We start from the raw sequence: 26,652 nt of genomic DNA on the forward strand, positions 1-26,652 counted from the left end.
AAGGAGGATCCTCACGTTTACTAAAATGTATTTAAGTTTTACATAACTTAAGTATGATAGATATACTTACGTTTTTGTTTATGTTTATAAGATTATTCTTGAATTTAAGCTCTGCTATGTTACTTTTGTTGACAAAAAAATATTGTTGTAAATGTTATTATATGTTAGTGTGTATCTATGTCAGGTAATATTACATAGTATAGAGGGGGAACGTTATGTTTATTAACCGAACCATTAGAAAATTTGGGGTTTCACTAGGGATTATCGGTATGTTTACATTTGCTCTACCTTCAGTGGGCTTTAGTATGCCGCTGCAACCAACAACCCTTGATAAGGTAGAAGGTGATTATTATGTAACGTCTGCGATTGAGAACATTCGCTGGGGATTCCTGCCTAATCGAGATAGCTCCCCAATTCTTACTGTACCCTCAGGAAGTGCGGTAACATTTGATACGGTATCGCATGAGGGACTGATCGAGGATCAAGGGAGAAATCCAGTGGAGTACTTCGGCAAGTTCGGTATCTCATCCGATGGAGTGTTGGAGGATGCGAAGGCCATTGCGGCTTCTGAGATGAAGCATGATTATGTAAAAGACGGACCTCATATTATCACTGGGCCAGTAGCAGTTGAGGGAGCGGAGCCAGGAGATGTTCTTAAAGTGGAAGTCCTTTCGTTACAAACTCGAGTTCCATATGGTGTCATTTCTAATCGCCATGGTAAAGGTGCCCTTCCTAACGAATTTCCGGAAAATACAGGCCCGCAAGAGGGAGCCAGCGCAACAAAACCGGAATTATATAATAATGTATCTATATTTACACCTATTGAAGAAATCAACGGTAATTGGTATGGTTTGTTACCAACAAAAGCTGGCAAGAAGGTACGTTTCCCAATTAACCCGTTTCTAGGTGTTATGGGGGTTGCACCAAATACCAGCGAAGTTGTGAGTTCTATCCCACCTATTGAAACAGGAGGGAATATGGATATTAATGAGTTGGGTGTTGGTGCAACTATTTATTATCCGATTCAAGTTAAAGGCGGGCTATTCTATACTGGAGATCCGCACTTTGCTCAAGGGGATGGAGAAGTAGCGTTAACTGCATTGGAAGCTTCCTTGAGGGGAACAGTTCGGTTAACGGTGTTGAAGAAAGGTGATCCATCACTGCCACACAGCGGAGAATTCACGCAACCCTTTGCTGAAACAGAGGATTATTGGATTCCAATTGGACTGGACCCGGATTTGGATGAAGCGATGAAAGAATCAGTACGTGAATCGATTCAATTCTTATCCGATAAGCTCGATATGGATAGAAGTGTAGCTTATGCGTACCTATCGGCCGCAACGGATTATGAAGTATCTCAGGTCGTAGACCGAACGAAAGGGGTTCATGGGCTCATTCGAAAGACCGATTTCCTTGAGTATGTCGACGTTGCCATGAATGTAGGTGGTACGTCAATCAAACCGGTTGTTCATAATGATGAGTTCTACGTACCGATTCGAACCATTTCGGAGCTATTGGGCGGTACAGTAGGATGGAATCATAAGACGCGTACCACGCAAATCAAATTAGGCACGAAAAATATAAGTGCTCAAATTGGTTCAGAGGTGTATTCAATTAACGATAAACTGGTGTTTAATAGTAAAGTACCAAAGCTGTTAAATGGGGAAACCGTAGTTCCGGTGTCTGTTATTAATGAAATACTAGGTGCTTATGTAAACTGGACGACGATCGACAAGACGTTGACAGCAAATGTATCGTTAAGTAAAAAGCAATAATAGAATTGATTATTCAACCGTGGTGGACGGATGTCCATCACGGTTTTTTTATTATGGCTTTAGCCAGTTGAGTGCGTGAAACGCGCGAAACAAAAAACCACCCGCTATGCGGGTGGAGGGATTGAAGGTTTGACCACTATGACCATTCCAATACAATTGAGATGTTCAGGCTCAAAAAGAAAGGAATGGTCATTCATGGCAAACAAGAGCTACAGTCTAGCTCACACAAAGTGGATGTGCAAATACCACATTGTATTCACCCCGAAGTATAGACGGAAAGAAGTCTATAATCAAGTCAGAAAAGATTTAATCGAAATATTCAAACGTCTATGTACGTACAAAGGAGTAGAAATTATAGAAGGTCATATGATGCCCGATCATGTTCACATGTTGGTAGCAATTCCACCAAAAATAGCTGTCTCAACGTTCATGGGATATCTAAAGGGAAAAAGTTCGCTCATGATCTTCGAGAAGCATGCCCAGCTCAAGTATAAATACGGCAATCGAAAGTTTTGGGCAGAAGGGTATTATGTGAGTACAGTGGGTCTAAATGAAGCAACGGTAAGAAAGTATATTCGTGAACAAGAAGCACATGATCAAGCGTTAGATAAGCTGAGTGTAAAAGAATACGAAGATCCATTCAGCAGTAACCGGAGCAGAAAGAAGTAAAACCAGTTTAACTGGTAAGTGAAAGTGACAAATAACACTGAGCCTGAACAGCCCTGCTGTCAGGCTAGCGTCTTTAGGCGCAGTTTGGCAACAGGGGGTTATACCCCAAGAGCAAACCACCCGTTGGACGGGTGGTCCTGATTATCATGAATCAGAAAAAGCTGCACTTGATGTCTACTTCTGTGTGCTTTTAATGCTTACAGGGTGTTGTAGTTGACTCGATGTTAACGCCAAACATAGAAAAATACATCGCCGGGGCAGATAAGCCACCTGGCGATGTATTCAACATCGATACACTACTATACGTCTCTGTCCGCTTCAGCATTACCTGTTGCCACCGGATTCCCCTCATAACTGATCCAGTCGCTCCAGCTTCCGGAATATAGCTTCGCATTCGAGAATCCTGCTTCCTCCAGCGCAATGACGTTCGGACAGGCGGAGACACCTGAGCCGCAGTATACAATAATGGCATCGTCTTTCCCCAGCTTCGCGAACCGCTCCTCCAATGCCTCAACACCAGACCAGCGACCATCTGCACCAAGCACGTTTTTCCAAAAGTAGTTCAATGCACCAGGAATATGTCCGGCCTTGGCATCAATCGGTTCCTCCAGCCCCGCATAACGGCGGGCATCGCGGGAGTCGATCAACACAGCGCTGCCAGTTACCGAGGCTTGCTGCACATCCTGCACACTAGCCAGCATCAGCGGCTGGATGTTCACCTCAAACGAAGCCGGAATCTGAATCGGCACATCCGTAGTCACTGGAAACTTGGCATTCTGCCAGGCAGAGAACCCTTCGTCCATGACATACACCTGTTCATGTCCCAGATAACGAAGCAACCACCACAATCGCGATGCGTTCATGCCGCCTTGGTCATCGTAGGCAATAATGCGTGCATTCGAGCCGATGCCGGCTTTGGAGAGGCGACTTGCCAGTGCAGCCGGATCTGGAAGCGGATGACGTCCTCCGTGCGCAGATACGGGAGCGGATAGATCTTTTTCGAGATCGAGATAGACAGCACCTGGAATATGTCCAGCCTCGTAAGCTTGTCGTCCGGCATCCGGTTGACCGAGTAAGAATCGGCAATCGGCAATGACCACATCCGGTTCATACATTCTGGCGAGCAGCCAGCGAATGGATATAATATTTTTCATGAAAACACACCGCCTTATATGTAGTGGGATGGATTCAACCGGAATCTGCGTAATGCAGGTTCACAGGTTCCGGTTGTTTTTTTACAAATATTCGAATACAAACACAAGTTACACCACTGTAGGTTCGATTGGCCCTTTTCCAGCTGCAGGAGCATCTGAGGGAATGGGCTGTGGTTTGGTTTTGCCATACCGAATGAAGATCCATACCCCGAAAATAATGACAACCCCGGCAGACATCTGAAGTCCATTGAGAGATTCGCCGAGTAGCATCCAGGCTAGTAGAGAGGAAAATACAGGTTCCCCTAGAACCCCCATCGATACGGTCGTAGCATTCATATATTGAAGCAGCCAGTTGAAGAGATAATGCCCAAAGATGGTTGGCACGATTGCGAGCAACAGGAAAATTCCCCACTCGGAAGCCGCATAACCGCCAAACGGGTGACCATTAACCAGATTATATACCGCAAGCGTACAGGCAGCTACGAAAAATACCCAGAAGTTATAGGAGAAGGCACTTAGTCCGGCACGTAAAAACTGTCCAAGCAGCATGTGTACCGCCACAGCGATCGTCCCGAGCAAAGAAAGAATATCCCCCCGCAGCGCTGTGCCTGCCAACTGGAAATCTCCAGCTCCAATAGCGATCGATCCAAGCAGGGCAACGCCCATACCGATGATCATCATGCGGTTAATTTTGGCTTTGAACAGCCATACGGAACCGGCAAGAATCAATATCGGCTCCAACGCGAGAATCACCGTTGAACTGGCTACACTCGTGAGCCGAAGCGATCCCATCCAGAGCAGGAAGTGCAGTGCCAGCATGACGCCGGATGCGAGCAGTAAAGCCCACTGTCTGAAGTTTAAACGCATCATCTCATGCCGATATTTCCACACAAAAGGCAGCATTAACAGATTGGTGAGGAACAGTCGGTACATCGCGATGACGGCGACATCGGCTGTGGACCAACGTACAAAGATGGAAGAAAACGAAATGGCAATAATGCCGACAAAGAATAGCAGAAAGACCGATCTGCCGGCACGGTTCAAGCTAGTCATGGGTGTAGCTCCTTCTTGAAGTCAAATGGCGTAAATCAATTTATTATACAGGAGAATGCATCCGCAGGAAAAGCGTTGCAAGAATATAGATAAGTAGATTGTAACCGGGCTTGTAACTATTCTGTCATTCTCCAAGGCCATTTTTCTATTAGTCTTCTATATAGAGACATGAAACGATATAATGTACCAATAATCGGGAAAAAATGAAAGTAAGGAAGTGGCCTGGAAGTGAGAGTTCAACAACAGAGAGCGGGAGAGAGTGGCGGCATTCCGCATAGAACAAGCCGAACCAAGACGCATGGAAGAAGAAAAATCCGGTATGGGAGACTGAGTGCTGCGCTGGTGCTTCTGGCACTGCTCATTATCGGTTTAACATATGCATTCATTGGCATGACGCACTGGATCAAGGGTTATGTATCACCTCCGCCAGTAGCTGCAATTGAACAGCCAACCAAGCTTGGCATGATTGAAATGACACCGGAGTCCAAAGAGGAGCCTGCGCGGTTCCAGGGTCAGGTGCGCAAGCTGGCATACATAACGTTTGATGATGGACCAAGTGTATATACCGATCAACTGTTGGATATTTTGAAACAGCATGAGGCAAAGGCAACCTTTTTCATGATTGGACGTCAGTTGAATCAACACAAGGAAGCGGTGGAGCGGCTTGTCAAAGAGGGCAGCTATCCGGGGCTTCACAGCATGACACATAACTATAACAAATTGTATAAGAGCGGAAGCTCCTCTAACTTTGTGAAGGAGTTCAAAAAGGAGCAGAAGATGGTTCAGGATCTGATCGGTTTTACGCCGCATCTGATTCGTGCTCCGTACGGCAGCAGTCCCCAGATCGGAGAATCCTTCAGGGGTGATATTGCTGCGGCCGGATTCAAAATGTGGGATTGGACTACCGACTCCCTCGACTGGAACCTTCCAGGTCAGCCGGACAAAATCGTGGAACGGATTAGCAGCAGTGTGCATCGGGATAAGGAAGTGATTCTGATGCATGAGCGCGAGCAAACGGTACAGGCGCTGCCACGCATTTTGAAACTGCTTGAAGATCGGGGTTATGAGTTTGAGGTCTACGATCCCAATGCACATTGGGTATCCAATTTTAGCGCAGACACCCGCCTGTAAGAATAACAACATAGCAGTTGCAAGAGAGGAGGCACCCCGAGGTGCTTAGAAGAAAAAAGATAGCTCTGGCCGGGGTCAGCATATTGCTGGCTCTGCTTGTCAGTGCTTGCGGTCAGCCACAGGAACCTGCGGCAAATCAAGTCAATCAATTAATTCTTACCGATCAGGAGATGAATCAAAGCCTGAAGGAGCTTGTACGCCATGAACGGGAAGACATGGAATTATACGGATCGATACTGAGTAAAGGAAAGAACAAAAACAGTAATCTGGAGGCCTTGCTCGATCAGGCAGACGGACATATTGCCGAGCGAAGAACACTGCTGGAACAAGCTGAAGCGGTGATGAGCCGGACTAAAGAACAGATGGAAGAGCTGCGAACTTCGTTGGATCAGTTATCTTTTGAAAAGGAAGAGAACCTGGCTCAAGCCCACACGGTATTGGATCAGTATGAGCAAAGAGCTGCGTCATTTGAAGCGTTTGTTGCCTCCTACAGGCAGAGCCTTGATGCGGACGAGCAGTTATATGCATTGATGAGAGGCAGTGTGGAGCCCAATTTGGTTAAAATCAAACGTGCGATTCGGGAACGGAACAGCCAATATGCCAAAGTTGCCGAGTTAAGACAGCAGTTTAACAAGCAGACAAAAGCTTTTAACGGAGCCAACGCGAAGCTTGTGCAAATGGAGCAAGCCAGCTGAGTATTCATGGTGTCAAAGAAGCATTGAACACTTTCTATGATTGAGCGACGGGTCAGCCGTGTAAGTAATACTAAGCTGTCAAGTTAACAAGTCAGGCAACATGGACAAGCATCATTGCGTATAAGCTAACGGAGGTGTTCATATGCGGAATACGATGAATATTAGTGCATCATTACTTGTTTTGGTTATGGGATTCTCGCTTGTGGCCTGCGGCAATAGTAGCCCTACTGCTCAACCACCCGCGAATAATACAGAAAAACAGACACCGGCACCAGGGAAGCAGCCTGAGGAAAGTGCTGTGATTGAAGCGGAAGGCATTTTGACCGGATGGGCAGATCCGCACACGGTTGAAATTCGTGTGAAAGAGGAACCGATGTCTTTCCAGGTGGGTGAAAATCTGCAGAAATCTTTGGATGACATTGACGACGAAGATTCCGTTCAATTCAAATATGTAGAGAAAGCCATTGAAGGCGACACAACGACCAAACAGCTGGTGCTTACGGAAATCGCCAAGGTCGAGTCCAATGACGGTAACGGTACGAATGCAGGCGGTAATGTTACATCTAATCGTGCCAAAACATCCGAGCTGGAAGTGACCGTGGAAGGCATGACCGAAAAGCGCGCAGTTACACTGGCTCAAGGCAAAGGATACTCATTATATGTGTTTGAACCGATGGTTTACGATGCGGATGATCAAGAATTGACCATGAAGATTGATCCGGATTACGAGGTCGAGATTGAAAAACTGCCTTCGGATTATAACCTGAATGAACTGAAGTCAGATGCGAAGAAAGAACTGTCAGAAACTGGAATTGTCAAACAATTGAGCGAGGAAAAGCTTAGCAATGGACCGATGAAAGAGGCAAAATTGTTCATGATGTCTCAAAACAATAAGAAAACGGAGTATTTCATCGTAAAAGAGCTGGATGGCAATGGATTCGCTTTCCATATCCATGTACCGGTTGGCGAACCTTCAGAGGGCTTCCTGCCTATGGTTTATGCCTCCATCAATTCCATCATGAACGAGTAAGCGTGCTTTGATAAGGGATGCAAAAATAAATGAGTTACCATTTAGTTCAGTTGTAACATGATCCTGTAGCGAATTGAGAGGTTTATCAAATGCCAGGAAAAAAGATAAGACATATCAGGGTGTCGGATGCTCATGATATTTATCTGCTGAATCAGGAATTTAACCCGAGTCTGCGTGGATTTTCCGAGCAGCAGGTTAAGGCAAAGATTGAGGTCATTCTAACGAAAACGAATGATATGATTTTGGTATGTGAGCAGGATAACGAAGTCATTGGTTATATTCATGGAAGTCGATATGAGTTGCTTTTTGCCGACTCTCTACTCAACATTTTAGGATTTGTTGTGAAGGAAAAGGCTAGAAATCAGGGCACAGGCAGCCTGTTGATAGAGTCTCTGGAGCAATGGGGAAAGAATAATGGCTACTCCGGAATTAAGCTGCTGTCTCATCCGAGTCGTACCCATGCTCACCACTTTTATGAACGACGTGGATATGTATTTACAAAGGATCAGAAAAATTTCATTAAAACATTTGAATAAAATCATTTGAAAAGAGCCGGAAGGAACGATGCGATAAGCATAGGTTCCTCCCGGCTTTTTGGCCGTATGTCTATTCAGTTTGCTGAATTCAACCCGTTGACCTATTGTTAATAAAATTCTTTACGGCATATCAAGCCATGTGGGAGAATGGAAGAAGTTATTTGAGAATTAAATCGCGGAGGAGGGATGGACGATGCTGCATAAGGATCGTTTCCAAGGTTGTTTCATTGGGCTTGCCGCGGGAGATGCATTGGGAACCACAGTGGAATTCAGCAGTCCTGGCACATTTGAGCCTGTTACCGATATTGTGGGCGGCGGGGTGTTCAATCTGGCGCCTGGACAGTGGACGGATGATACGTCGATGGCCCTGTGTCTGGCAGAAAGCTTGGTGAGAAAAGAGAACTTTGATCCCGGGGACCAGATGCGCAGATATACGAATTGGTATCAGGTGGGTTACATGAGCAGTACGGGAACCTGCTTTGATATTGGCGGCGCTACTCGGAGTGCTCTTGAACGGTTTGCAGCAACCGGTGAAGCGTATAGTGGTTCAACCAATCCGATGACTGCGGGGAATGGTTCAATCATGCGGCTCGCACCTGTAGCCATGGCATATGCCAACCAGCCGGATCAAGCAGTGCGGTATGCTGGGTTGAGTTCCAGAACGACCCATGCCGCTGTTGAAAGTGTGGAAGCATGTGAAGTGCTGGCGGCAATATTGGTTGCAGGGATGCGCGGAGCGGACAAGGACGTGATGTTACGGCCTGATACCTGCCGCCAGTGGAGGGAAGAGAAATCTTTTTCACCAGCGATTGAAGAAATTGTTCAAGGATCATACCGAGATAAAGTACCGCCTGATATTCAGGGGAGCGGCTATGTTGTTCGTTCACTTGAAGCAGCGTTATGGGCATTCCATCAATCATCGACCTTCGAAGAGGGTGCGCTGCTGGCAGTGAATCTGGGGGATGATGCGGACACAACGGGAGCGGTATATGGGCAAATTGCCGGGGCGTATTATGGATTGAGTGGCATTCCGGCACACTGGCGAGAGAAGCTGGCCATGCAGGATACGCTGGTTGAATTGTCGGAGGCATTGTGGTTAAAGGCGGAAGCTAGATAGAAGAGACAGGAGAATAAAACATCATATGCGTAAGACAGAATCAACTAAAGCGGAATCCGAAGTTCCGACATCCGCTAAACGAGGGGCGTTTCCCTTATCCCTGTTATGCCTGACGGTAGGGGCTTTTGCCATTGGCATGACAGAGTTTATTATTATGGGCCTTCTGCCCAATGTGGCTGCGGATTTGAATGTGAGTATCCCTCAAGCAGGGCAGTTAATTACGGGTTACGCGCTTGGTGTGGCGGTGGGTGCGCCTGTACTAACCGTGTTCACGCACAAGATTCCGCAGAAAAAACTGCTGGTGCTGCTGATGTGTATTTTTATCATCGGGAATGCATTGTCTGTTATTGCTCCAACTTACGGGCTGCTCATCTCGGCGCGTATTCTGACGGCATTCGCCCACGGTACGTTTCTGGGTGTAGGTTCGCTGATGGCAACACGATTGGTTGCACCGGAGAGAAGGGCGGGGGCGGTATCCGTAGTCCTGGCTGGATTAACGATTGCCAACATTATCGGTGTGCCGTTTGGTACCTTCATCGGGCAGCAACTCGGATGGCGGTCATCATTTGGAGCCATTACCATTCTGGGCATCATCTCATTGCTTGGTATCATTCGTTTCATCCCGGTGATTCAGCAGGGACCGCCAGCAAACCTGGGACAGCAATTCCGGAATTTGGTTCGCCCCCAAGTGTTATTAATATTGCTGATTGGTGCGTTAGGTTGTGGAAGTCTGTTCGCTGTGTTCACCTATATAACACCAATGCTTGTTGATATTAGTGGTTTTGCCGAGCAGAGCGTGACCTGGATTCTGGTGCTGTTCGGTGTCGGCGTTACGTTGGGGAATATGCTTGGTGGTCGTCTGGCAGACTGGAAGCTGATGCCTTCGTTAATGGTTAACTTCGGTATATTGGCAGTTCTGTTGGCGGCCTTAACGTTGACGCTGGACAATCCATATCTCGCGGTAACCACCATATTTTGCTGGGGAGTCGCGGCTTTTGGTATCATGCCAGGCCTGCAAATTCGAATTATGAATATGACCCGCGAAGCACCGCTGCTGGCGACAACGTCGAGTCACTCGGCCTTTAATCTGGGCAACGCAGGTGGTGCCTATTTGGGCGGGTTTGCAATTACACATACGGGGCTCATCTCGGTACCGTTGTATGCAGCAGTTATTGCAGCACTTGGGTTGCTTGGACTGTGTATCAGTCAGGTGATGGAACGTAAACAGACCTCGGCCGAAAATCCAGACGTGGTTAAGCCAGTATCGTTACACTAAAAGATCGTCAAGAAAGCCTCAGCCCTCCTGTCTAAAACAGGGAAGCTGAGGCTTTTTTGTACTCTACTTTTTTTAATCGATTCCAATCTCATTAAGTTGCACATAGCCCTGTTTACATATTCAAATGTTCAGAGTAACAGATAAAGAGATATACTTTTTAAAGAAAAAACAATGGATATTTAAGTATTATGAGTTATTTTATACGTTATAATGGAATCAATTGTAAATAAATGCGAAATTCCTTTTCTTTTTTTGCCCGAGAAATCGTAAGGATTCAGGCAATATATGCTGAAAGGGGGTGAACTTCACGTTTTGTTGTAAGTGCTTTCAATTCGTATGTTCTATGTAAGACCCGCTTCGAACTATGCTTGCATGCTCCACAATAAAATGGGTAAAGGAGAAGTAATCATATGAAAAAACGTTTGTCTTCTATTTTGAGTCTTTCAATAACCGCTGCATTACTTGTGCCAACGATGGCTTTTGCCACTGAGTCGAATGAAGGGGTCACCGCAACCTCTCTCCAGGAAATTGGAAATCATGGATCTGTGAATGCCTCAAGCTTTGAAAGTCAAAATGCGCTGACTCCAAGTGCGGTTGTGCCTGCACCACCTGGCTATGATTCATATCGGAACAATATTCCGCATGGAAATACCAATCTGATCTCCTATTATTCCACAACGGTTGGCAATGCACGCAAAGCAATGGTGTATACACCGCCAGGATATTCTCCGAATAAAAAGTATAACGTCCTGTATCTCCTGCATGGCATTGGCGGGGATGAGTATGAGTGGGTTAACGCTATGAAACCGAAGAACATTCTGGACAACCTGTATTCCGAAGGTAAGCTGTCAGACATGATCGTAGTTTTCCCAAATGGCCGCGCTATGAAGGATGATCGTCCGATCGGTGACATTTATGCGCCGGATAAGGTGGCTGCATTTGAGCGATTTGAACAAGACTTGCTCAAGGATCTGATCCCTCATATTGAAGCGAATTATCCGGTATATAAAGACCGCAATAGTCGTGCGCTGGCGGGTCTGTCCATGGGTGGTGGACAATCTCTCAACTTCGGGTTGAAGAATCTGGATACCTTCGCCTGGGTCGGCGCTTTCTCCGCAGCACCGAATACAAAGTCGGTGTCGGAATTGGTCACGAATCCGGGACAAGTCGCAAGTAAACTTAAATTGCTGTGGTTATCTTGTGGATCGAGTGACGGTCTGTTATGGGTCAGCCAGAATTTTAAAAACGGCTTGAGCAGCATGAACATTCCGCATACCTGGTATCAGGATGTAGGAGGGCATGAGCCGTCTGTCTGGAACAGCGGACTGTACCAGTTCTCTCAACGTATTTTCAAGTAATCAGTAAGCCTTCATAAAAGGTAGTAATGAGCAGCAGCCTCAGTTCTGTATGGTACAGAGCTGAGGTTTTTGGTATGTGCGTTAAGCCGTCGGCTTGTTTCTCCCAGTCTTGAATGGCGGGTTCTAATGTTGCTGAGCGCATGTTGAATAGAGCCTTCTTTTTTCGAATATACGTACAACTTCTAGGCTTCTGCCTACGACTCAGTAGATCGTCCCTGTTCATCTATGTGTTGAGAGGTAAGGGTACATATCTTTCAGACATACGTAGAAGATAAAAGGTGGAAATTTCCTTTGTTTTCTGTTTAAATGGAAGGCAACATTTTGAGATTTTTAAGAGTCTGGTAATTTCACAGAGGGTGCGGGTTTGGTGTTCCTTACGTTTGAAAAGGAAGGCTAGGTGTCCAAATAAGATGTACTGGGTTCTTTAGATATTACTGCCTCGCATCAAGGGGTGGAGCTACGAGGGAGTCGATGACATGTACTACTATAAGGGTGCGTTCAGAGAAACGGACAATTTTATTTATTTCAAAAGCGATGTTCAATTAGCCGAGAATGATGTCGTGATATTTGGCGAGAAGAAGTATTTTATCGAAAGTGTTGAGAAAGAATTCCTCATCCTGCAGAAGGTGGGGTCTATCGTTTCAGTAAGTGTATGAAATCCTGCGGAAACATTTCCTTTTTGAAGTGTACGTGCACTTATGGGCCCCTGCCCACATACAATAAATCGACCCTGTTCCCACATGTGCTCAGGCCAGATCGTTGTAAAACTGCAGGAGGTGTCATCTGTGCCCGGATTGTTTACCGCAATTGCCCTGTTCATTAAAGAGTTAACGTTACTTGTCTCGTATGTCAAAAACAACGCCTTCCCTCAGCCCCTCGCTGAGGATGACGAAGCCAAACATTTACGCCTCATGGCCGAAGGCAATGCTCATTCGCGTAATTTGCTTATCGAACACAATCTGCGCCTCGTCGCGCATATCGTCAAGAAATTTGACAATACTGGCGAAGATCAGGAAGACCTGATTTCGATTGGAACGATTGGTTTAATTAAGGCGATCGAAAGTTTTCAACAAGGCAAAGGGACCAAACTCGCTACGTTTGCTGCCCGTTGTATCGAAAACGAAATACTTATGCATCTTCGCTCCCTGAAGAAAACACGTAAAGACGTATCCTTACACGATCCAATCGGAACGGACAAAGAGGGCAATGAAATTACATTAATCGATATTCTCGGAACAGAAGCCGACGATGTTGTAGATAAGGTGCAGCTCAAGATTGAAAAAAGCAAGATCTACCGCAACCTCGACATCTTGGATGATCGGGAGAAGGAAGTTGTTATTGGCCGATTCGGCTTGGAGGCAGGCGGGGAAGAGCGCACCCAGCGCGAGATAGCCAAGGAACTTGGCATCTCACGCTCCTATGTTTCACGGATTGAAAAGAGGGCGCTGATGAAACTGTATCACGAGTTTTATAAGGCGAAGCAGTGAGATTCAAGCTACAAGGTAGTACGGATAACAATAGACTGTATAGAAAGCGACTTGTCTGCGGATGAGTTGCTTTTTTTGTTTTAGTCGCTGAGCATATCAACGAGTACTGCTTTCCACTGGAGATGAGATGTAACTCAAGATTGGAAAAAAAGCAAAAATTGATCGCAATCTAGACATCTTAGAAGATCGGGAGAAGGAAGTTGTTATTGACCGATTCGGCCTGGAATCAGGCGGGGAAGAGAGCCACCCAACGTGAGAGTGCCAAGGGAACTTGGATCTCACGCTCCCATATATCACGCATTGAGTAGCGGCGTTTTTTTGCTCGCTTTAATTTTATTTTCCCCGATTTAACCATTTCAGGATGATCTCCACAGCTTCCATATACCGCTGGCCGACGAGCAATCCGGTATGGGTTGTATCCCATAGCCCTGCATATTCAGCGTCAAGCTGTTCTGCAGTCAATTGACCTCTTCGCTCCTCATCATCGGATTCTACGGCTTTGATGACCAGACTCGGACATGTAATGAAATCGCCGTTGATGGATACACCTCCGCTTGACCCAAATGCCGCCGAGAACGTGAGAAATGCCTTTGATGATTCCATCTGCAAATATTTACGCTGAAATGCAATATCCTCTGCTGATTCGTCAATACTGCTGTGCTCTTCGCGGGCCGGGGGAGGGATGACAATGTCAGGTATCATTCGATCACTCTCAGGATAGGGAATCAATTGATGAACTTCCTGACTCAGACTGGAATCAATCACGACCAATCCAGCTAAAGCAGTCGCCTCGGCAATCTTCTGACTGAGTATTCCGCCCATGCTGAAACCGATGAGAACAGGGGGCTCGTCACACTCCGCCAGAACTTCCCGGATATCCTCCAAATAGTCCTCAAACGTAATTTTCGTCATATCCATTACCCGGCTTTTGTAATGACTTCTCAGGTTCATGACGTAGCAGGTCCAGCCTTGTTCAACGAAGTGGGGGATATATTTGCTCCACATCCAGCTGCCTGTATATGCGCCATGAACAAACAAGAGGGGAGGCCTTTTTGCTGAATTTACCGAGGGGGGAGCCGTATGACCTTCATATATTTCAAGGTGTAAATCATGTTTTCCTATCGTTTTGACTTCATGTTTAGGTAGCAATTGAGTAAAATCGATCATTAGGACAAACCTCCAAAATTAGTTTTATATCAAACTATTTATCCAAAAAAAATTTAGAAGTTGCTGTGAATTTTCATTAAAATTCGAAGCAGTTCCTTTTTCTCCGCATCAGTAACATCCGTATAAAACGCGTCCAGCAAGCGCTGCGAGATTTCCTCAAAGGCCGGTTTAAGTTGTTCTCCTTTTGCAGTCAATGCCACTTGGACAATCCGTGAATCAGTTGCATCGCGCTCTTTGACGACATAACCGTTGCGAACCAATTTGTCGACAAGTGCTGTGACTGTGGATTTATCCTTGCCAATTTTTTTGGAAATTTCAGCCATGGTCATTCTGGAGTTGTTGTACAGGGCGTAGATAATATCCCCATGCGACGTAGCCAGATCCTGAATTCCCTGCCCAGCCATCTCGGATAAAATGAAGCGGTTGACCTTCTCTTTAATTTTGGATATGAGTGATATAGCGTCTGTCGTTTTCATACGAGTAATATAGTTTGTTATCAAACTAATGTCAAGCTCGGATCTCAAATACTGACACATAAGCGGAGAACAAAAAGAGCAGCGAGAAACATTTTCTCCTGCTCTTCCGATTTTTTCATTTAAACCTGGAAGCAGATTCCCTGCAATTACTTGATCGGATTTGCTCTCATTTCCTGTTCCATCTTCTCAATGCCGTCCAGAATTTGATATCCATAACCCCAGAACTGACTGAAATCCGTTACGTAAATTTGTTTGTTTTTGATGGCATTCATGCTTTGCAGTGCAGGGTTGGCATACAGATTTTGAATCAGCTTGTCGATATCCGGGGAACCGGCATAGGCGGATAAGAGCAGGTAGTCTGGGTTTGCCGTGATTAGCTGTTCCACACTGACTTCGCCTTGCACGCCATCAAACGTATTTTTCAGTTTCAACAGGCTCAGTGCATCCAACTGATACGTATCATTTTGCATGCTGCTCACAGTAATCGTGTCTTCCGTAGCAGGGACGATATAGGCAAAACTATGCTCAGATTGATCCGCCACACTTGTCTTGATGGCTTCAACCCGAGCTTTCAGGCTTTCTGTGAATTTTGCGGCGTTGTCCTGTACATCGAAGATTTGGCCCAACTGTGCAATATCCTTATAGAGGCTGTCCAATGTCCCTTGATGATTCGTCGTTTGCAGGAAGGTGCGGATGTTCATGTCATTCAAGCCATCCACGGTACCTACACCCCAGTCTGCGTCTGCGAAGAGGTCGCCACGTCCCAGTACCAGATCTGGACTTGCGCCTACAACGAGCTCTTTGCCCACATAATCTTTGGACAAGACAGGAATTTTCGCAAAATCATCTGCGACATCCGGAGTAACCGTGCCATACAATGCGGCGACTCCAACTATTTTATCGGTCAGCCCAAGCTTGATCAGCATTTCTGCCGCAGATTGGGTATTCGCCACGACACGTTCGGGGGCTTTCTCGAATGTTTGTGATTTTGGTTTCCACTCACCACCTTCCCCTGAGATGGTGAAGTTCTCAATCGTGAGCGGATAGGATGTTTTGCTTGTATTTTCTACTTGAGTTGTTGTTTCGGATGAATGGCTTCCCTCCGCAGCGGGGGTGGTAGTGGTGGAAGAGGATGCATCGGAACATGCTGCAAGCAAGAGCAACAGGAGACTTAAAGAAGCGAACCAAGTGGGTCTGTATTTGAATTTCATCTAGCGACGAGCCCCTTTTCTTTATGTTTTTAAATTGACAAAGATAATCATTCTCAATTATAATCCGAGAAAATGCTTTGTAAATAGCTAAATTTTTATTATTCAAATTCAAGTGGAATTGATGGGGGAAGAGATGGCACAGACGGCTCAGATTCAGAAGCAGCTTATGGGAAAAAGGGAGTCCCTGATTCACAGCAAATCCGGTTTTGCAGTATTGATTGCCGCTTTAATCATCGTCATGGTTATTTCGGTTGGGATTGCTGTATCCATTGGGCAGGTGAGCATTCCGCTCGCCGAGTCTTATCGCATTCTGTTGTACAAATTAACCGGATTTCAATTCGGCTCTACGCCGATTGAGGCGGGGTCCTTTACGGATATTATCTGGCAGATTCGCTTTCCGCGTGTATTGATGGCCATGTTTATCGGTGCAGGGTTAGCTTTGTGTGGTGCAGTTATGCAGGCTGCAGTGCAGAATCCACTTGCAGATCCCTATATACTGGGGATCTCCTCTGGAGCTTCGCTCGGGGCTACGTTTGCCATTCTGATCGGATTCGGCGCGATTGGCTGGCTTGGTCAGACCGGGGTGGCCTTCTGGGCATTTGCCGGAGCGATGGGTGCATCCTTGCTGGTCCTGGCTCTTGCAGGTATTCGGGGGAAAATGACATCGGTCAAGCTGGTGCTTGCAGGGATGGTCATTAATGCGCTGTGCAGTGCCTTTTCGAACTTTATCATTTATTTTGCCAACAATGCCGAAGGCATCAAGACGGTAACATTCTGGACTATGGGCAGTCTCGCCTCATCCGGATGGAACAAGCTTCCGCTGATTAGCATCGTTGTGCTCGTAGCCATTTTGTTCTTCCTGTTGCAGTCCCGGGTCCTTAATACGATGCTGCTGGGTGACGAAGCCGCGGTTACACTCGGAATTAATCTCAGTGTATATCGTAGATTGTATATGCTGTTAACGGCTCTCGTCACCGGTGTAATGGTAGCAAGCTGCGGTATGATCGGTTTTGTCGGATTGATTATTCCACATATCGTGAGAGGGCTGGTCGGATCGGATCATCGTAAAGTCATGCCTGTATCCGTTCTGTTCGGTGCCATCTTCCTGATCTGGACGGATGTTATTGCACGATCACTGATTTCCAGCGTTGAATTGCCGATCGGGATCATTACAGCGATGATTGGTGCGCCGATGTTTATGTATATGTTAGTCAAAAAAGGCTACGGTTTTGGAGGAAAATAAACATGAAACTGAATGTAGAAAATGTATCCATATCGGTGCTGAACACGGATATTATCCGGGACATTTCTTTACAGGTAAAAGGCAAGCAATTCGTCGGCCTGATTGGCCCAAACGGTTGTGGTAAATCAACGCTGCTCAAGAGCATCTATAAAGTGATCAAGCCGCAGCAAGGCAAAGTATTTCTTGATGATACGGACATTCTGAAATCTAGTCCCAAGGTCGTGTCCCGGCATATGGGCGTTGTGGGTCAGTTTAACGAATTAAGCTTTGATTTTACGGTGCGTGAAATGGTCATGATGGGTCGCACCCCGCACAAGAAGCTGCTGGAGACAGATAATGAACGGGATTATGAAATCGTGGAACAGGCGTTGGAAAAGGTACATCTGACCGGACATGCGGACCGCAATTACGTGTCCCTGTCCGGCGGGGAGAAGCAGCGTGTGGTCCTCGCCCGAGTGCTGGCGCAGCAGCCCGAATTTCTGATATTGGACGAGCCTACCAATCATCTGGATATCAAATATCAGCTTCAGATCCTCAACATTGTGCGGAGTCTGGATATCGGCATATTGGCTGCGCTTCATGATCTCGAACTCGCCGCAGCGTATTGCGATTACCTCTATGTTGTGAAGCAGGGGCAGATTGTGGTTCATGGCAAACCCGCCGATATCCTAACCCGTGAAATGATCGGTGAAGTATTCGACGTGGAATGTGAAATCTATGAAAATCCGGTTACCGGTGGCTTGGGTATTGCCTATTTGAGTACACGGTGAGACAGGGAACTGTCTTAACTGAAACTCACACATGTTCTCTCGTTATCTCTTCCACTATAACTCCGGTTGCGCAGACAATTATGGAGTAAGCAGCAAAAGAAGAACTGTCTTTAAGCGGAATATATGCTTAAATGACAGTTCTTTTTGTTCTAGAGTCAAATGTCACATGTCACGTGTATTCAGATGCCGTACATCACCTTCTTTGGAGGCTCTGCCACTCCCGCTAAATCGATGCTCCCATCGCTTTATATGTTCCTAACAGGGCAATGCGGGTTAATTGAAGAGCCATATGATGAGGTGAATTTACCTTACTATCAGCAAGCCATTTGTGAATAATTCCAAGGGTGGAAAAGCTGATATGATCCAGTAAAAAATCCAGAGGCACTTCTTTTTGCTCCAGGCCTAACTGGGATATCCGATCCCAAAACATCTCTCTAATCACTTCATTCAACCGGCTGTTGAAATTCCCGGCAGGATTAATGAGTACCATCACCCGATAGAATTCATCATGCTCCAATATATGCTCGAACAATACGATGAAAATGGGATCAGGCTCATTAAATGAAGGTAGGCTCCCAAGGTGAGCATTCCGTTCCGCCAGTAACTGCTCAAGCAGTTGAAATTTCTCATTCACCATGCTATCCAATAAATCATCCTTGTCCAGAAAGTGGGCGTAAAAGGTAGAGCGATTGATATTCGCTTGTTCGGCGATGTCCACGACACTAATTTCGGTGTAGGCTTTCTGTGGCAAAATTTTCAGGAGAGCTTTGGAAATCATCACACGGGTCCGTAAAATTCTTCGATCCACTCCACGGGAGTCATTCACTTCTCATCACCTCGAAAACAACGGATTGATCAACTTTGTTGACCCTTCAAATGGTTTGGGAATGTAGATTATTAAGACATCTCGCAACACATCGGTCAAATGCGTTGTTTAACCGTCAGATTCTGCGTAATTGATCGTTGATATGCAACGGATAATAGCTATCATAATAAATAAAACACACCAAATCAATCGGAAAAATAAAATATAAAAAATAGGAATGAGGTCATACCTATGGAACTGTTTTGGTTTATTCCCACACACGGGGATGGCAGGTATCTTGGAACAAAAGAAGGAGCCCGGGCAGTCAGTTACCATTACTGCAAGCAGGTGGCGCAAGCCGCGGATGAACTTGGATATGCCGGTGTTTTGTTACCTACGGGAAAGTCGTGTGAAGATGCCTGGATTGTGGCTTCATCGCTGATTTCTTCCACGGACAGGCTCAAGTTTCTTGTCGCGGCGCGTCCAGGTCTGATGATGCCAACCACTGCTGCACGCATGGCCGCAACCCTGGATCGTTTCTCCAAAGGAAGACTGCTGATCAATGTGGTGGCTGGTGGAGATCCAATTGAGCTTGAAGGAGAAGGGCTGTTCCTGGACCACGATGAGCGCTATGCGTTAGCCGATGAATTTCTGACCATCTGGCGCAAGGAATTGGAGGGAGAGGCGGTTGACTATGAAGGCCAATATCTGAAGGTTAAGGGTGGCTCCGTCCTGTACCCGGCCATCCAAAAGCCACATCCCCCACTCTATTTTGGAGGTTCCTCGGAAGCAGCAATGGAAGTGGCAGCAGACCATGTCGATGTGTATTTAACGTGGGGTGAGCCTCCGAGTCAGGTGCAAGCCAAAATTCATCAAATGCGGGAGCTGGCTGCGAAAAAAGGAAGAAGCATTCGTTTTGGCATACGTATGCATGTGATTGTGCGTCCCACAGCAGATGAAGCATGGAAGGCCGCTAATGAACTGATCTCCCACCTGGATGAGGAGACGATAGCCGCTGCCCAGAAGATCTATGCCCGCATGGATTCCGTGGGTCAGCAGAGAATGGCCAAGCTGCATAATGGTGATCGTTCCAACCTGGAGATTAGCCCCAATCTGTGGGCGGGCATCGGCTTGGTTAGAGGTGGTGCCGGAACCGCACTTGTTGGTGATCCCGATCAGGTCGCAGCCAGAATCAGAGAGTATGAAGAACTGGGGATTGAGACCTTCATCTTATCCGGTTATCCGCATCTGGAAGAATGTTATCGTACTGCTGAACTGCTGTTTCCAAAGCTTCAGTACTCGCAACATGGAGGAAACGGCGATCATTCCTTTGTTGGTCCATTTGGAGAAATCATTGCCAATAACAACATCCCGGACCACATGGTCAAAACCGAAGTTACCTCCAAGTCCTAATTTCATAACCGATTAAGACAACTAAAGACACCTGAATGAATCCTTCGGGTGTCTTTTTACATGCTGTAGAAAGGGGCCACCTGCGGCCAGCCTCACGTAAACGAGTTGCCCGTTTGGTTCCATCGTGGCCGTTTCTTAGCCTGTTCCTGATCTGGTTAAAAATTTACAATTGTTTAGGACAAGAGATGTGGATGAGGAAAATAGTCCCGACATTATAAGGACCATTATACTACATCCTAAAATAAGGAAATGACCGATATTATTATGGAGAGCTTTCTTCTAACAAAATGAGGAGTGATACAACGTACAATGTATACAAACATGATCCAAAAGCATCTATCCCAAGGAGATATGGAAGGCGTTGTTAAACAAATTGCATATATTGGCGAAAAAAAGGATACCACCCAATTCCCTTTCTTGATTGAACTCCTGAAATCTACGGACAACAAAATACTACGAAACGAAATTGCTATTGCTTTATCTGACATTGGAGATGATCGAGCAGTTGAACCGTTAATTGAAGTCATCACAGACCCCAAGACATCAGGAAGCAGAGGCACATTGCTATACGCTCTTGAAAACCTGAATTACATAGTACATATAGAGAACATTATTCCATTTATCGGTGATTCCAGTCTGGAAGTGAGCGCGCAGTCATTCATGTTGCTGGAGCAAATGATGGATAAGTTATCGGATTTACAAAACCTTAGGTGTCAACAACTTATTGAAATGCAAATCTCACATAACCAAAGCAAGCTTCTGGAAGTAGCATTAGACATGTTGAAGAAATGGAGGTATCAAGTGTAGAAAATAGATGAACACGTTTCTTTCAATCTGACCTCGCTATCGTTTACAATAAGGAATTGAATGCAGCAAACGAAGGAGCGGGTCATATTGGCAAAGCAGAAATACTATGTCGTCTGGGCAGGAAAGCAGCCTGGCATATATAGCACATGGGCGGAATGCAAAGCACAGACGGATCATTTTACCGGAGCAAAATATAAATCGTATGAATCGAAAGCTGCAGCCGAAGAGGCATATCGTGCGGGATGGAAAGGAAACTGGGGTACTGGGGCCAGTGGTTCAGGCGCTTCTTCGAAGACGAAGTCAGGCACTAGCGGAAGAAGCGCGGGCATGGAGACCTCTGCAGAAATTGACTATGACAGCATCTCAGTTGATGTTGGTACGCGTGGGAATCCAGGGCCAGTGGAATATAAAGGTGTGGATACCCGCACGGGTGAGATTATTTTCTCCGTTGGGCCAATTTCCAAAGGTACGAATAATCTGGGTGAATTTCTGGCAATCGTACATGCCTTGGCGTATCTCAAAAAAGAGGGCAGTAACAAGACGGTTTATACGGACTCCGTCAATGCAATGAAATGGTTAAAGCAAAAAGCGGTATCCACCACACTCGCAAGGGATGCTTCCACCGAAGAGATCTGGCTGATGATTGACCGTGCAGAGCAGTGGCTCCGGACGAATACGTACAGCAATAAAGTGCTAAAATGGCAGACCAAGCAGTGGGGCGAAATCAAGGCGGATTATGGCCGAAAATAGCCCTATTTCTCTACAATTTCTGTATTATTAATTTTCTATGAGAAACGATGTTTACAATTTCCAGTTTCCATTCTATAATCAGTTCATTATGATAAGTTACACATATGAAGGAGCCTGTCATCAGCGGGCTCTTTTATATTTATGGACCTTAAAATCCATAACATGTTGAAAGAGTATACTTTGCAGGAGGCAGACATGAGTTCCATTTATAGAAGTGAAGAAGGCAAGAACAGCATACTTGAGGAATACGAAGCGTATGTTGAGCAATTGGGCGAAGGTTTTACACGAGAGTACGTCGAGACACGTTTTGGACAAACGCATGTTTTATTAACAGGTCCAGAAGACGGTAAGCCGCTATTTATTCTCCAGGGCGGAAATTGTGTGAATCCGATGACGTTGTCATGGTTTTCTTCCCTATTCAAAGATTACCGGATTATCGCGCCGGATACGATCGGTCATCCAGGCTACAGTGAAGAAACACGAATTTCGGCAAGGTTTGATAGTTTGGCTTTGTGGATTTCTGATTTGCTGGACCACTACAAGATCGAAAAAAGTGCGTTTATCGGTCCTTCCTTTGGAGGCGGAATTATCCTAAGACTGGCAACTTACATTCCGGACCGAATTGCATGTTCTGTTCTGGTAGCACCCGCTGGACTGGCCGTAGGATCCAAAATTAAAATGGCTCAGGATATCGTGTTGCCACTCGTAACGTACAAAATGACTTCTTCTCCAACTTCTTTGCAAAAGATCGCGGATATCATGTCATGCAGTTGTATGAAAGAAATAGATAAAAATATAATCGGGAAAATCTTCAAATACGTCAGTCTGGAGCAGGATATGCCCAAGCTTACGGAGCAGGAGGAATTGGTAAATTATACATCGCCAACACTGCTCTTGGTGGGAGAGAAGGATGTCTTTTTCCCGGCAGATAAGGTCATTGAAAGAGCTCAGAAGATTATTCCGAATGTCAAAGCAATCAAATACGACACAGGTCATTTCCCATCTCAAGACGTGTTGATGCAGATGAACCAAGAAATTCAGCAATTTTTACAGAAGAATTATTAAATTTAGAAAATTTTAATTTTTCCGCATGGTTGTGATTCAAATTGCATCATTTGGTTTATATAGATGGTTGGCGATGAAACGCCTGTCTGGTTGGACTGAATGATGCAACATGCGGCAAGTCTTCCGATCGACAAGGTTGAAAAGAGGGTCTGTTATGAAAAAGGACAATTGCAAAATGGCATTGCAGCGCAATGTAATTTTAAACGATACATATCAGGTAAGACATCTCATGGCCAGCAGTGAGCTGGCTATTGTATATGCAGGAAGAGATCGGAATACAGGTGCTAAGGTAGCGATCAAGGAATTTTTCCCGCAAAGGTTGGCAGCACGTCAGGCTGACAAACGGGGAGTGTTCTGTTCTTCACGAGGGTTTAGTGGTCAGTATCAGGAACTTCTTGCTGCATTTTTGGTAGAAGGAGAGCTGTTATCCACGTTGAATCATCCTCATATTGTTACGTACGTGGATCATTTCGAAGAAAATGATACAGGGTATCTTGTTATGGAATACTGCACAGGCGTAACCTTGACCGAATATCTGATTGAGCGAAATCATGCGCTGGACGCGGCGTTTATTACGGAGACATTACTTCCGCTGGTAGATACACTGGACTATATTCATAAGCAGGGAATTCTTCATCGTGATGTGAAGCCATCCAATATTATGGTGATGGAAGACGGTACGCCCAAACTACTGGACTTCGGTTCAGCAGCTCGCTGGCCTGTACAATCCGGGGAAAAACAGGCGATCTTTACATCGGCAGGGTATTCGCCGCTTGAGTTCTACTCCGAGAAATCCAGTCAGGGACCGATGTCAGACATATATAGCCTGGCAGCGTTGCTTCATTATTGGACATGCGGGCAGCCACCTATGGATGTAAAACAGCGACTGTTTCGCGATGAATTGCCATCTGTGCGTTCTCATAATGAGTATGTGAACCGGTGGCTCGCACGCGTTATTCACTGGGGATTATCGGTTCGTTCCGAGCAACGCTGTGCTTCTCTCGCTTGGGTTAAGAGATCACTTCAAGTACAAGCCTGGATGTGGAAAATACGCAAACCTGGCACGGTTGAATGGGCTTTGGCTGAGAATGAACATACCCAAATCTATGAAGCAGAGCCGAAGAAACAGCATGAGACGGCTTGATTGCAGCCTGATCTTATACATATAGTCGTAACAAACAAGTCAGTTTGGTCCTTACACGGATCGAACTGGCTTTTTTTTGTGTTTTATTAGCCTAAAAGAAAAATTATTTCTTTTTTTAATTTATTTCTGGAAGAATACTTCATTCTAACTCCAGGGTCTGCATATACTCCATTGGAAAGATGGAGTAATTAGCCAGGAAATCTGACGTAAGCGCCGGCTCCCGTCTTACACCAAACTGAGGGGGAATGTTGTGTGACCACCAACAGAAAGGGCTTCACAGTATCTTTGCTGCTAGTCGTTATGATGTCTATGTTACTTGCCGCCTGCGGAGGAAATGACAATACGGCTGGTAGACCGAGTCCGGGAAGCACTGGGGAGACGGGTATGGAAGCTGGAAAGCCGGTGACGCTGGAGTTTTGGACGATTGCTTTACAGCCAACGTTCAACGATTACTTCAATGAATTGATTGCCAAGTATGAGAGCAGTCATCCTGGCGTGAAGGTTGAGTGGAAGGACTATCCATATGATGCCATTTCACAGCGTTTATTGACCAGCACGGCCAGTGGCAAAAGCCCTGATGTTGTGAACCTCAATACCGAATTCGCCAGTCAATTGGGAAGTAAGGGAGCGCTGCTGAATCTGAATGAATACCTGACAGATGAGGAAGCGAAGAGTTACTTTGAAGGCATTTATAATTCTACTGTTTTCGATGGCAAAGCTTACGCGCTCCCTTGGTACACAGGTACCGAAGTGCTGTTCATGAATACCAAGCTGGTGAAAGAGGCAGGCCTTGATCCGGCAAATCCGCCGCAGACCCGAGAGGAACTTGTGGAGTGGGCCCGTCAGGTCCATGAAAAGACAGGAGTGGCCGGTTATGCGCAGCAGCTTGTCTCCAAGCTGTTTCCAATCGACGGCATCCCGATTCTAAATGAGGACAAAACGGCCGCCGCTTTCAATACGCCGGAAGCAGAGGCGATGATCGCTCAAATGCGTGATCTGATGGCCGAAGGCGTGGTGCTGAAGGAGGATGCGGAATTCAGCAAGCAGATCCAGTATTTTTCCGGGGAGCAGGTCGCTTTCCAGTTGTCGGGTCCAACCTTTATCAACTTCATCAAGAAGTCTGCACCGGATGTTTACAAGAATACGATTGCGGTAACCCTCCCAACAGGCAAAGCGAACCTGCGGCTCTCCAATTCCATGGATCTCGTTGTACCACAGAAATCCAAAAACCCTGAGCAAGCGGTGGAATTTGCCGCCTTTATTACCAATGCAGAGAACCAGACTGCCTTCTCCAAGGTAGCCAACACGCTGCCATCGAGCAAAGCCTCCATTGAAGATCCGTTCTTTACGCAATCCGACGGGTCGCTGGAAGCCGAAGCCAAGGTAGCTTCCTCCCAAAGTCTCGATAAGGCCACTGATTACATGGTCGGCGTACCGAATGCAGGAGATATCAACTCCGCATTGGCACGGGGCTTGCAGGAAATTTTGATGAACGGAGCAGATATTAAAGAAACGTTGAACGCAGTGGAGAAGGAAGTTAACCAAATTCTTAACCAGGATTCCTGAACTTATGCGGTACAGTCTGATGAGGGGGAGTACTCCCCCTCGATCCTAGAAGAGAGGGAGGCGTAGCTGTGTACAAGGCGATTCGATCCGAATCTTTTGCTGCATGGGCGTTTATGGCACCGGGATTGTTGTTTCTGGCGATTTTCACCTTTTGGCCGATTATTTACGGGATACCCCTCTCATTAACCGATTATTCTGTCATTACAGAGACACATTTCGTTGGTCTGGATAACTTTACCCGGGCCTTTCAAGATCACAATTTCCTGATTTCGCTGTGGAATTCGCTGGTGTATGTGCTGGTTGTGCCGGTGATTCAAATCATCTCGATCCTCATGGCCATTCTGGTTAACAGCCGGATTCCGGGTGTCAAAATGTTCAGAGCTGCCTACTACATACCGGTTGTAACTTCCATGGTCGCAGTGGCGCTGATCTGGAGCTGGCTGTTGGGCAATAACGGCGTAGTCAATTACCTGCTGCTGAAGGTTGGCATTCTCAGTGAGCAGGTCTCCTGGCTTTCCACAAGCAGTACGGCGCTGTATGTGCTGATGTTCATCACCATGTGGAAGGGTCTCGGCTATTATATGATGCTCTATCTGGCTGGGCTTCAGGGAATTCCGGCAGATCTATACGAAGCCGCCAGAGTGGATGGAGCAGGACCGCTGAGACTGATTATTCATGTAACGCTTCCGCTGCTGCGGCCGCATATTCTCTTTTGCACCGTAATTTCGGTGATGGGTGCCGTTCGTGTATTCGATGAGGTCTATATTCTTACCAAGGGCGGGCCGGGAACGTCCACGTTGACCTCGAGCGTATATATTTTTCAAAAAGGGCTGGAGCAATTCAATTTCGGGTATGCCTCGGCACTTGGCTTGATCGTCAGTGTGATGGTAGCAGCGCTCAGTGTGTTGGTGTTCCGGCTGAACCGGAGAGGCGGGGTGAATACCTATTGATTCG

The 26,652-nt window shown here is 46.2% G+C and carries 26 protein-coding genes; 20 read left to right on the forward strand and 6 right to left on the reverse strand.

The window, feature by feature from the left end; translation table 11 throughout:
• Positions 1-215 precede the first annotated feature (215 nt).
• Positions 216-1,775 (forward strand): acetamidase/formamidase family protein, encoded by a 1,560-nt coding sequence (locus HW560_RS14265; protein WP_179263613.1) that lies wholly within the window; start codon positions 216-218, stop codon positions 1,773-1,775.
• 195 nt (positions 1,776-1,970) lie between these two features.
• Positions 1,971-2,444 carry an IS200/IS605 family transposase gene (tnpA, locus tag HW560_RS14270; RefSeq protein WP_179265820.1) on the forward strand — a complete coding sequence of 158 codons (474 nt, stop codon included), beginning with the start codon at positions 1,971-1,973 and terminating at the stop codon, positions 2,442-2,444.
• A 299-nt stretch (positions 2,445-2,743) separates the two neighbouring features.
• Here tnpA and HW560_RS14275 read toward each other — a convergent pair whose 3' ends face one another.
• Both HW560_RS14275 and HW560_RS14280 read right to left on the reverse strand, forming a co-directional pair.
• On the reverse strand, positions 2,744-3,598 hold the full coding sequence (locus HW560_RS14275; protein ID WP_179263615.1) for a sulfurtransferase: 855 nt from the start codon (positions 3,596-3,598) through the stop codon (positions 2,744-2,746).
• Between the two features lie 108 nt (positions 3,599-3,706).
• Positions 3,707-4,651 carry a DMT family transporter gene (locus HW560_RS14280; protein WP_109998844.1) on the reverse strand — a complete coding sequence of 315 codons (945 nt, stop codon included), beginning with the start codon at positions 4,649-4,651 and terminating at the stop codon, positions 3,707-3,709.
• Positions 4,652-4,879: 228 nt separating this feature from the next.
• Between HW560_RS14280 and HW560_RS14285 the strand changes: the two genes are divergently transcribed.
• From HW560_RS14285 to sigK, 9 genes are all read left to right on the forward strand, one after another.
• A complete protein-coding gene (locus tag HW560_RS14285) occupies positions 4,880-5,782 on the forward strand; it encodes a polysaccharide deacetylase family protein (protein ID WP_257031914.1) in 903 nt (300 codons plus the stop codon).
• A 41-nt stretch (positions 5,783-5,823) separates the two neighbouring features.
• Positions 5,824-6,477 carry a YkyA family protein gene (locus HW560_RS14290; RefSeq protein WP_177185844.1) on the forward strand — a complete coding sequence of 218 codons (654 nt, stop codon included), beginning with the start codon at positions 5,824-5,826 and terminating at the stop codon, positions 6,475-6,477.
• 142 nt (positions 6,478-6,619) lie between these two features.
• Positions 6,620-7,507: a hypothetical protein gene (locus HW560_RS14295; protein ID WP_179263617.1), complete on the forward strand. Its 888-nt coding sequence runs from the start codon at positions 6,620-6,622 to the stop codon at positions 7,505-7,507.
• 89 nt (positions 7,508-7,596) lie between these two features.
• Positions 7,597-8,043 (forward strand): GNAT family N-acetyltransferase, encoded by a 447-nt coding sequence (locus HW560_RS14300; RefSeq protein ID WP_090903681.1) that lies wholly within the window; start codon positions 7,597-7,599, stop codon positions 8,041-8,043.
• A gap of 193 nt (positions 8,044-8,236) precedes the next feature.
• Positions 8,237-9,160: an ADP-ribosylglycohydrolase family protein gene (locus HW560_RS14305; protein ID WP_090903680.1), complete on the forward strand. Its 924-nt coding sequence runs from the start codon at positions 8,237-8,239 to the stop codon at positions 9,158-9,160.
• A 25-nt stretch (positions 9,161-9,185) separates the two neighbouring features.
• Positions 9,186-10,436, forward strand: a complete 1,251-nt coding sequence (locus HW560_RS14310) for an MFS transporter (protein ID WP_179263618.1) — start codon at positions 9,186-9,188, stop codon at positions 10,434-10,436.
• 410 nt (positions 10,437-10,846) lie between these two features.
• Positions 10,847-11,794, forward strand: coding sequence for an alpha/beta hydrolase (locus HW560_RS14315; RefSeq protein WP_090903678.1), 948 nt, complete (start codon positions 10,847-10,849; stop codon positions 11,792-11,794).
• A gap of 476 nt (positions 11,795-12,270) precedes the next feature.
• Complete coding sequence (locus HW560_RS14320; RefSeq protein WP_090903677.1) at positions 12,271-12,450, forward strand: hypothetical protein; 180 nt, start codon at positions 12,271-12,273, stop codon at positions 12,448-12,450.
• Positions 12,451-12,579: 129 nt separating this feature from the next.
• Positions 12,580-13,281 (forward strand): RNA polymerase sporulation sigma factor SigK, encoded by a 702-nt coding sequence (gene sigK, locus HW560_RS14325; RefSeq protein ID WP_064636235.1) that lies wholly within the window; start codon positions 12,580-12,582, stop codon positions 13,279-13,281.
• Between the two features lie 333 nt (positions 13,282-13,614).
• Here sigK and HW560_RS14330 read toward each other — a convergent pair whose 3' ends face one another.
• The 3 genes from HW560_RS14330 to HW560_RS14340 form a co-directional block, all read right to left on the reverse strand.
• Complete coding sequence (locus tag HW560_RS14330) at positions 13,615-14,448, reverse strand: alpha/beta hydrolase (protein ID WP_090903676.1); 834 nt, start codon at positions 14,446-14,448, stop codon at positions 13,615-13,617.
• A 53-nt stretch (positions 14,449-14,501) separates the two neighbouring features.
• Positions 14,502-14,948: a MarR family winged helix-turn-helix transcriptional regulator gene (locus HW560_RS14335; RefSeq protein WP_257031915.1), complete on the reverse strand. Its 447-nt coding sequence runs from the start codon at positions 14,946-14,948 to the stop codon at positions 14,502-14,504.
• 122 nt (positions 14,949-15,070) lie between these two features.
• Positions 15,071-16,135 carry an ABC transporter substrate-binding protein gene (locus tag HW560_RS14340; protein ID WP_179263620.1) on the reverse strand — a complete coding sequence of 355 codons (1,065 nt, stop codon included), beginning with the start codon at positions 16,133-16,135 and terminating at the stop codon, positions 15,071-15,073.
• Positions 16,136-16,301: 166 nt separating this feature from the next.
• Between HW560_RS14340 and HW560_RS14345 the strand changes: the two genes are divergently transcribed.
• Together HW560_RS14345 and HW560_RS14350 are read left to right on the forward strand one after the other, a co-directional pair.
• Positions 16,302-17,378, forward strand: a complete 1,077-nt coding sequence (locus HW560_RS14345; RefSeq protein ID WP_177031237.1) for a FecCD family ABC transporter permease — start codon at positions 16,302-16,304, stop codon at positions 17,376-17,378.
• A 2-nt stretch (positions 17,379-17,380) separates the two neighbouring features.
• Positions 17,381-18,148 (forward strand): ABC transporter ATP-binding protein, encoded by a 768-nt coding sequence (locus HW560_RS14350; protein ID WP_090903674.1) that lies wholly within the window; start codon positions 17,381-17,383, stop codon positions 18,146-18,148.
• Between the two features lie 223 nt (positions 18,149-18,371).
• On the opposite strand, the gene HW560_RS14355 is transcribed toward HW560_RS14350, so the two are convergent.
• Positions 18,372-18,974: a TetR/AcrR family transcriptional regulator gene (locus tag HW560_RS14355; RefSeq protein ID WP_090903673.1), complete on the reverse strand. Its 603-nt coding sequence runs from the start codon at positions 18,972-18,974 to the stop codon at positions 18,372-18,374.
• 231 nt (positions 18,975-19,205) lie between these two features.
• Between HW560_RS14355 and ssuD the strand changes: the two genes are divergently transcribed.
• The 7 genes from ssuD to HW560_RS14390 all read left to right on the forward strand — a co-directional run bounded on the left by ssuD (position 19,206) and on the right by HW560_RS14390 (position 26,648).
• Complete coding sequence (gene ssuD / locus HW560_RS14360; protein ID WP_090903672.1) at positions 19,206-20,366, forward strand: FMNH2-dependent alkanesulfonate monooxygenase; 1,161 nt, start codon at positions 19,206-19,208, stop codon at positions 20,364-20,366.
• A 309-nt stretch (positions 20,367-20,675) separates the two neighbouring features.
• The gene (locus HW560_RS14365; protein ID WP_090903671.1) at positions 20,676-21,173 is read left to right on the forward strand and encodes a HEAT repeat domain-containing protein; all 498 of its coding nucleotides are present in this window, start codon (positions 20,676-20,678) and stop codon (positions 21,171-21,173) included.
• Positions 21,174-21,260: 87 nt separating this feature from the next.
• Positions 21,261-21,923 carry a ribonuclease H gene (gene rnhA, locus HW560_RS14370; protein ID WP_090903670.1) on the forward strand — a complete coding sequence of 221 codons (663 nt, stop codon included), beginning with the start codon at positions 21,261-21,263 and terminating at the stop codon, positions 21,921-21,923.
• A gap of 195 nt (positions 21,924-22,118) precedes the next feature.
• Complete coding sequence (locus HW560_RS14375; protein WP_090903669.1) at positions 22,119-22,988, forward strand: alpha/beta fold hydrolase; 870 nt, start codon at positions 22,119-22,121, stop codon at positions 22,986-22,988.
• Between the two features lie 154 nt (positions 22,989-23,142).
• A complete protein-coding gene (locus HW560_RS14380) occupies positions 23,143-24,132 on the forward strand; it encodes a serine/threonine protein kinase (protein ID WP_090903668.1) in 990 nt (329 codons plus the stop codon).
• A gap of 252 nt (positions 24,133-24,384) precedes the next feature.
• On the forward strand, positions 24,385-25,698 hold the full coding sequence (locus HW560_RS14385; protein WP_257031916.1) for an ABC transporter substrate-binding protein: 1,314 nt from the start codon (positions 24,385-24,387) through the stop codon (positions 25,696-25,698).
• A gap of 68 nt (positions 25,699-25,766) precedes the next feature.
• On the forward strand, positions 25,767-26,648 hold the full coding sequence (locus tag HW560_RS14390) for a carbohydrate ABC transporter permease (protein ID WP_090903667.1): 882 nt from the start codon (positions 25,767-25,769) through the stop codon (positions 26,646-26,648).
• Positions 26,649-26,652: the final 4 nt, after the last annotated feature.

It is taken from the genome of Paenibacillus sp. E222 (assembly GCF_013401555.1).
Classification (GTDB): Bacteria; Bacillota; Bacilli; order Paenibacillales; family Paenibacillaceae; genus Paenibacillus.